This is a genomic window from uncultured Ruminococcus sp. (genome assembly GCF_946415235.1).
Taxonomy (GTDB): domain Bacteria; phylum Bacillota; class Clostridia; order Oscillospirales; family Ruminococcaceae; genus Ruminococcus.
Genome location: NZ_CAMKRR010000128.1, coordinates 1 through 7,768, shown reverse-complemented (window position 1 = coordinate 7,768; position 7,768 = coordinate 1). Strand labels below are relative to the sequence as shown.

6 protein-coding genes and 1 pseudogene are annotated in these 7,768 nt (G+C 47.7%); 5 read left to right on the top strand and 2 right to left on the bottom strand.

Going from position 1 to position 7,768, the window contains the following annotated elements; genetic code table 11:
- Both Q0R37_RS14415 and Q0R37_RS14410 read right to left on the bottom strand, forming a co-directional pair.
- On the bottom strand, positions 1 to 748 hold a 748-nt coding region (locus tag Q0R37_RS14415), incomplete at its 3' end, for an RNA methyltransferase (protein WP_294755267.1).
- Between the two features lie 18 nt (positions 749 to 766).
- The gene (locus Q0R37_RS14410) at positions 767 to 1,546 is read right to left on the bottom strand and encodes a nucleoside phosphorylase (protein ID WP_294755266.1); all 780 of its coding nucleotides are present in this window, start codon (positions 1,544 to 1,546) and stop codon (positions 767 to 769) included.
- 267 nt (positions 1,547 to 1,813) lie between these two features.
- Between Q0R37_RS14410 and Q0R37_RS14405 the strand changes: the two genes are divergently transcribed.
- The 5 genes and pseudogenes from Q0R37_RS14405 to Q0R37_RS14385 form a co-directional block, all read left to right on the top strand.
- The gene (locus Q0R37_RS14405) at positions 1,814 to 2,791 is read left to right on the top strand and encodes a DUF4003 family protein (protein WP_294755265.1); all 978 of its coding nucleotides are present in this window, start codon (positions 1,814 to 1,816) and stop codon (positions 2,789 to 2,791) included.
- Positions 2,792 to 2,833: 42 nt separating this feature from the next.
- Positions 2,834 to 3,781 (top strand): PPK2 family polyphosphate kinase, encoded by a 948-nt coding sequence (locus Q0R37_RS14400; RefSeq protein ID WP_294755264.1) that lies wholly within the window; start codon positions 2,834 to 2,836, stop codon positions 3,779 to 3,781.
- A gap of 172 nt (positions 3,782 to 3,953) precedes the next feature.
- Positions 3,954 to 4,625, top strand: a complete 672-nt coding sequence (locus Q0R37_RS14395) for a GntR family transcriptional regulator (RefSeq protein ID WP_294755262.1) — start codon at positions 3,954 to 3,956, stop codon at positions 4,623 to 4,625.
- 13 nt (positions 4,626 to 4,638) lie between these two features.
- A complete protein-coding gene (locus Q0R37_RS14390) occupies positions 4,639 to 5,679 on the top strand; it encodes a TraB/GumN family protein (RefSeq protein ID WP_294755261.1) in 1,041 nt (346 codons plus the stop codon).
- 399 nt (positions 5,680 to 6,078) lie between these two features.
- Positions 6,079 to 7,768: pseudogene (locus Q0R37_RS14385) on the top strand (DNA-directed RNA polymerase subunit beta); the annotation flags it as partial.

Sequence of the window (7,768 nt, the reverse complement as noted above, 5' to 3'; positions counted from 1 at the left end):
GTGCCATGGGTATCTTTATAGTGTAGTCGCATCGGTCTATGGTGGAGTCCTTTAGTCCGCTGCCCTCTGTGCCGAGTATCACGGCAAGCTTCGGTTCGGCTTTCAGCTCTGCATCGTCTATCCGCACCGTATCGCGCCGCAGAGCCATTGCCGCACACGAAAAGCCCTCAGCTTTCAGCTCTGATATATAATCGGGAGCACCATTGCTCAGATAAGTCCACGGGAGCTGAAAGACAGTTCCCATACTTACGCGGACTGTACGCCTGAACAGGGGATCGCTGCATGAGGGAGTCAGCAGTACCGCATCAAATCCGAGAGCCGCTGCGGAGCGGAATACCGCTCCGATATTGGTCTGGTTCATAATGTCCTCAAGGACGGCTATACGCTCCGCTCCTGTGAGGATATCCTGCGGTGAGGGAAGCTTTTTTCTACGCATAGCGCAGAGAACGCCCTGTGTGAGCTTAAAGCCCGTCAGCCTTTCGAGTATCTCCGACGAAGCTGTATAAACGGGGATATCGCCGCAGCGCTCTATGATATCAGCTGCCTGACCGCTTATGTACTTCCTTTCGAGAAGCAGGGATAGGGGGGCATAGCCGCAGCCGAGAGCAGTTCGTATGACCTTGGGACTTTCTGCCGTAAATATGCCGTCGCCCTGCGAAAAGTAGTCAATAAGCCTTTTCTCCGAGGTATCTGTATAGGGCAAGAGCTCTTCTGCACCGAGATCGGTTATTTCGATTATATTTGCCATGTTTTTACCTCTTTTTCTTTATTTTTCGGTATCGCAGCTGCCTATGACATCAAGGCAGAGGCGGAGAGCGGGTTCAAGTGAAGCGACGCCGAAATCACGTCTGTCGTAATTATCAAGGTCGGCAAGGGAATCTGCCGTAAAGAAGAGCATCCCGAAGTCAGCTCCGCGGAATTTCGCACAGGCTGCAAGGGAAGCACATTCCATATCAACTGTATCGCAGCCCTCGCTGCGGCGGTAAGCGACAGTATCGGGAGTTTCGCGGAAAAGTCCGTCCGTTGTCCATGTGGTGCACCGTCTGAAAGGGATATCGCGTCTGCCGAGAGCGCTGCATATGCGGTCGGTCATGGGCATATCCAGCTCAACAAAGCGTGAGGGTGGGAGATACTTGTATGAGCAGCCCTCATCGCGGAGAGCTCTCACGGGAACGATGAACTCGTTTTCGGGCATTGGTGTAAGAACTCCGCATGAACCGGCGGAAATTACCTGTTTTACGCCGCAGGCAAGCAGTATCTCCAAATTCTGAACAGCGGCGGGAGCTCCCATAGGCGCCTGACAAAGGCATATCTCCTCACCGTCCTGATCGACGATATATATGGGATAATCCCGTGTTATAGTGGGTATCACAGCGGCAGTTTCCGCATTACGGGCAGCTGCGTATTCGTCGATACAGCTGCCGAGAAGGGCATATACCGCCTTTTTCGGCAGCTTAAGGCTCTGAAGCTCGGCTTTTATGCCGAATAACGAGCGTTCTGACGTATCATATTCAAGTATCGGCACATCATTTTTGAATAAAGGCATTTTTGATTTCCTTTCTTTGAGATAAATGAAATGGGCAGAAATACAGCCCTTTTCACATAGTTTTTTCAGTGATTTTTAGACAGTTATGACATTATTATAATGCATTTGCACGAAAAAAACAATATTTTCACAAAATTTTGGTTGAATTTTTTATTGGAATGTGGTATAATAGTTACGATAATAGATCATCTGCCGAAAACAGAAATGATCGGAATGTGCAGCGGACTGTCGGTACGCTGTTCTGACTCTGTCAAAAGGAGGTGTTCCATGAAAGAGCTGCTGAAGAACCTGTGTGACAAGTATCTGCTCAATCTTGGGCTGTTTACCGACTTTTATCCCCTTGAAAGGGATATTCTGTACCCTGTGTGTGCAAATGTTTTCTGCGCGGCTGACGCAGTATTTGACCTTGGCAAATTCAAGGACAGCATGGAACTCATAAAGGATAATCCGAAGGTGCTTTCGAGCTTCCGAAGTACGGTCCGTCCGCTCATTGCCTCGCTTTTATCCGTAAGCGGCGATCCGCGGGGCGAAATGGAGAAGTACTTCGGCTGCTACGAGCTGCTGCGGAAATACTTCACAAATTCCGAGCATCTGGCTCTGCTGTCGTTGCTCCTCGTCAGGATAGCTCCGGCGGAAAGTGCAGAGGACTACATAAAGCGCGGCAGACAGATATATGACAGGATGAAGAAGGAACACCGCATACTAACCACAAAGGAGGACGTTGCCTTTGCGGTGATGCTGGCTTTTTCCGAAAAGACCGACGATGAGCTCATCGAGGATATGGAAGCCTGCTATAAGCTCCTTAAGAAAAGAGCCGACAATAACAGTATACAGACCGTTTCTCACGTTCTTGCCATGGCAAACGGTGATCCCGAGGATAAATGTGCGAAATTCGGCGAGCTTTACGACAGCATGATAAAAAAGGGACGAAAATACGGCAAGCATTATGAGCTTGCGATGCTGGCGGCGCTTTCCATCACGAAGTTCAGCAGTGCCGAGATACTTGATGATATAAGTGACAGTGAGAATTTCCTCTCACAGCACAGGTCGGTAGGCGACCTTTCTGAGTTCGGAAAGGAAGAACCGATGAGCCATACATTCCTTCTGCTCACTATCGCCTATGCAGGCGATGAGAATGTAAGCAGCGAGTCGGAAAGACACGCTTTGCTTGCGGCAAGACAGGCGACCCTGTACTCTGTGCTGGTGTACAGTATGATGACCGTCGCGCCGCTCGTACCCGAATAATATATTAAAACGACTGTAATAAAAAGAATGGAGGTCATTGACATGAAGGCAGATAAATACCGTATACAGGAAGGCAAAAAGACCGATATCCGCAAGCTCCCCACGGACAGCAGGGAGGATAAGGCCGATAAAGAGGAGATCATCGCAAAGTATGAGGAAAACAAGCGCGATCTCGTATTATTGCAGGACAAGTTCTATGCGGACGCACGGGAGGGACTTATCGTCGTTATACAGGCTCTTGACGCTTCGGGCAAGGATTCTTGCATAAAGTACGTTTTCAGCGGCATAAATCCTCAGGGAGTAAAGGTGCATTACTATAAAGCTCCCACAGCGGAGGAGCTCGCTCACGACTATCTGTGGAGGATACATCAGAATATCCCGCGCAGAGGCGAGATAGCGGTATTCAACAGGAGCCACTATGAGGATCTTGTTACCGTACAGGCTGAGGATATATGGCAGGGATACCATATGTCGGACAGAGTCCTTGATGATACAAAGAAGAAGTTCTTCGGGAAGCGCTATGAACAGGTTAATAATTTCGAGGAATACCTCTATGAGAACAGCTACCGCATGGTGAAGATATTCCTGCACGTTTCCAAGGAAGAGCAGACGGGACAGCTCCTCGAAAGGATAGAGCTTCCCGAAAAGAACTGGAAATTCCGCGCGGACGACCTGAAGGTAAGGGACAAGTACGACGCATACCTGAAGTGCTTCAATGAAGTGATAAACAGGACTTCCACCAAAAACAGCCCGTGGTACGTGCTTCCCGGCGATCAGAGGTGGTATACGAGGTATCTTATCACAGAGATACTCCTTGACGCTCTGAAAGCCTGCAAGCCCGAATATCCCGAGCTTCCGCCGGAGGAAAGGGAGAAGCTGCCCGAGTGCAGGAAAGTGCTCTCGGAGGCTATGGCTGAGTACGAAAACGGCAAAAAAGATAAAAAATCGGAAGAGCCCAAGAAAAAATCAAAGAAAAAGAATAAAAAGTGATGATCTCGGGGCTATGAAAAACATTTGGAAACATAGTTGAAACTTATTTCAAAACATCGGCATTTTTTTAACCTTGAATGTACTTTTGTAAGAATAATACGTTGAATTCTTGACTTGCATCAAAATATGTGATATAATGATTTTTGAATAATTTTAACCTTAGGAGGAAGCTATGGGCAACAGTGAATACCGCAAGACAATCGACTATATCTTAGATCTTATCAGAAGCGGAATGCTGCAGGTAGGGGACAAGCTTCCAACAGAGCGCAGCATCTCGGAAAAGCTCGGCATAAGCCGCAATACTGTCCGCGAAGCGCTCAGAGGACTTGAAATTCTCGGTATAGTCAATGGGAAGCAGGGCTCGGGAAATTACCTCACGGATAATATCTCGGACTCTATCGCAAAGGCTATGGACGTAATGCTGCTTATGAACAAGACCTCGAAGGAGGAGATATGCTCGTTCAGACGCAGTATGGAAAAGACCGTGTGCAGCTATCTTATAGCAAGAGGATGTACCTCGGAGAATAAGCTCAAGATCGTTGCCGCACTCAATTATCTGAAGGAGTCGGAGGGAACGAGCAGACAGACCGTGGCAGACAGGGATTTTCACTATTCCCTTATCTACGCTACCGAAAACAGCTTCTGGATAACCTTTATGAACGCTGTGTCGGAGGTGTATATGAGATGGATAGATGATTTTCTGACTACATCGGGTCAGGACGTGAAGGAACAGCTCCAGGACGCTCATGAAAAAATGGTGCAGGGCATCATTACGGGCGATACAGAATTCTGTTTCCGCGCTATAGATGCACATTATGATATAATTGATAGAAGCTTCGGCTGATGAAAGGATTGTTATGGGAAGGGTAAGTTTCTTTGCCGCGCTTTCTGCGGCGGTAATTGCTTTCAGTGCTGTTTCGTGCTCGCATCAGATCCACGTTGATGATACTGAATCAGATGTAAAAACGACAGTCACAGGAGAAGGGGAAAAGGAAACTGAGTCAGGAAATACAGAAAAAACAACTGACGACATCAACTCATACATCAAAGTTAAAAAGGCGAAGCCTGCAATGTGGAAGGTCACAGACACAAAAACGGGAAATGAAATGTATATGCTCGGTATCATGCGGTTTGCTACCCAGTATACCTTTGATCTGCCCGATTATGTGGACGAGGCTTACCAGAAATGCAGCGGCGTTGTTATCGAGTCGGATTTCAGCGCAGCGCCCGATCCGCAGCAGCTTCAGGAATACATGAACCACACCATTTATAACGACGGCACTACAGTAAAGGATCATATATCAAAAGAGACATACGAGGCAGCTAAAGAATATCTTTCAAAATATTCCTATTACAACGAATCTATGGACGGCTATTCCGCAAACGGATGGGCTTCGCAGGTGAACGGCGCGTCCATACAGAGAGTCGAGAACCTTGTTATGGAGAATATCGACTCAAAATACATGACCAAAGCCACACAGGACGGCAAGGAAGTGCTCGGACTTGAGGGGCTCAGCGTACAGATCGAGGTAATGGACGCATGTTCCGACGAGCTCTCGGACTTCATGATATCTGATACCGTCCGCAGAGCAAAGGATATAAGAGGCTTTACATCGAACCTTGCTTATCAGTACGACTGCTGGGCAAGAGGCGACATTGACGCTCTTGATGAGGAGTACTACTGGAACGACCGCTCGTCAGATCTTGATGACGATTATGCGAAATACCTTGAAGTGAGCCTGTATAAACGCAATGTGAATATGGCTGACAAGCTTGAGGAATACCTCGGAAGCGGAAATAAATACTTCGTTGTTATCGGAGTTACTCATTTCTCGGGAACAAGAGGCATAGACGACCTACTTACGGAAAAGGGATACAAGGTCGAGCTTGTAAAGTGACTTAAAAGTTCAAAAAGCGCTTGTGCGTATTGCACAAGCGCTTTGCTGTTATTATGTGTATTTATACAAAGCTGTTTTCTGATATCACATGGTTGGAGAAGGCAAACACAGGCCCTCAAAAACCAACAAAAAAAGCGCCCATTCATTTCCAAATTCGGCGCTTTTTGATAAATCTTTTCATAGCCCCTTGACATGGGACAAAAACTGTATTATAATGTTATAATGTATCAATATGGAATGGTATCGCTATTTTGCAAGATATTATAGCATACTTTGCACAGACTTGTCAATAGTTTTGCAGAAAATTTTTCAGAAGATACGGCAGCTATAAACAGAACTGCTGATCCTGCTCTGTGTGCGTAAGGAAATGCAGTAAAAAAATACAAGGAGGTTCCGCCTATGGTGAATGTTACACCTAAGCAGCTGGGAAAGAATGTCAGAATGAGCTTCGGTAAGATTACCGAGCCTCTGGAGATGCCGAACCTTATCGAGGTGCAGAAGAACTCGTATAAGTGGTTCAAGGAAGAAGGTCTTCGTGAGGTGTTCCGCGAAATGACCGCCATCACAGACTACAACGGCAATCTCGTCCTCAACTTCAAGGACTACCGCTTTGACGATACTCCCAAGTATTCTCTCGCAGAATGTAAATCACGAGGAGCTACCTATCAGGTCTCAATGAAAGCCACCGCTACCCTTGCAAACAAGGAAACGGGAGCTGTCAGCGAAAGTGAGATCTATATGGGCGACTTCCCTCTCATGACTGACAGCGGAACTTTCGTCATCAACGGTGCTGAGCGTGTCATCGTATCTCAGCTCGTTCGTTCACCGGGTGTTTACTATGCATTCACAAAGGACAAGACAGGTAAGGATCTCTTCAGCTCGCAGATAATCCCTAACCGCGGTGCGTGGCTGGAGTATGAACAGGATTCAAACGACGTTGTTTACGTCCGTATAGATAAAAACAGAAAAATACCGCTCACTACCTTCATCAGAGCTCTCGGCGAAGAGGGTACCGACGAGGAGATATTCGAGATCTACGGCGACGATGAGCGCCTCAGACAGACTATCCTCCAGAAGGATCAGACCAAGAACCGCTCCGACGCTCTCATAGATGTCTACAAGAAGCTCCGTCCGGGCGAGCCTCCTACGGTAGAAAGCGCAGTAAGCCACCTCAATAACCTCTTCTTCGAGGCAAAGAGATACGACCTCTGCCGCTTCGGACGCTATAAGTACAACAAGAAGCTGGGCATAGCTTCACGTCTTTCGGGAAGAACTCTTGCACAGCCTATCATAAACGAGATGACAGGCGAGATACTCGCAGATGCAGGCGAGACTCTCACATACGACAAGGCTTGTGAGATCGAGCAGGCCGGTGTTTACAGCGCATACGTAAATGTTGAGGCAAAGGAGTACTATACCGACGAGCGCGGCGAAACCTCAGTCCGCATGGTCGAAAAGACCGTAAAGGTCATCGGCAACGGTATGGTAGATATCAAGGGCTATGTTGATTTCGACGCTGAAAAGTACGGCATCAACGAGAAGGTATCCTTCAATGTCCTCAAGGATATTATCGACAACGCTGCCGACGCAGACGAGCTCGAGGAGACTATCAAGAAGAAGGCTGACGAGCTCTCTCCGAAGTATATCACTCTTGACGATATCAGAGCTTCCATAAGCTATTTCCTCAACCTCTGCGAGGGCGTAGGTACTGTTGACGATATCGACCACCTCGGCAACAGACGTATCCGCAGCGTAGGTGAGCTCCTCCAGAACCAGTTCCGTATCGGTTATACACGTATGGAGCGCGGTATCCGCGAGAGAATGAACCTCCAGACTCAGGATGTGAATACCCTCACTCCTCAGACTCTTATCAACATAAGACCTATTTCTTCGGCTATGAAGGAGTTCTTCTGCTCTTCACCACTGTCACAGTTCATGGATCAGAACAACCCTCTTGCCGAGCTTACTCATAAGAGACGTCTTTCAGCTCTCGGTCCCGGTGGTCTTTCAAGAGACCGTGCAGGATTCGAGGTTCGTGACGTTCACTACAGCCACTACGGAAGAATGTGTCCTATCGAGACTCCTGAAG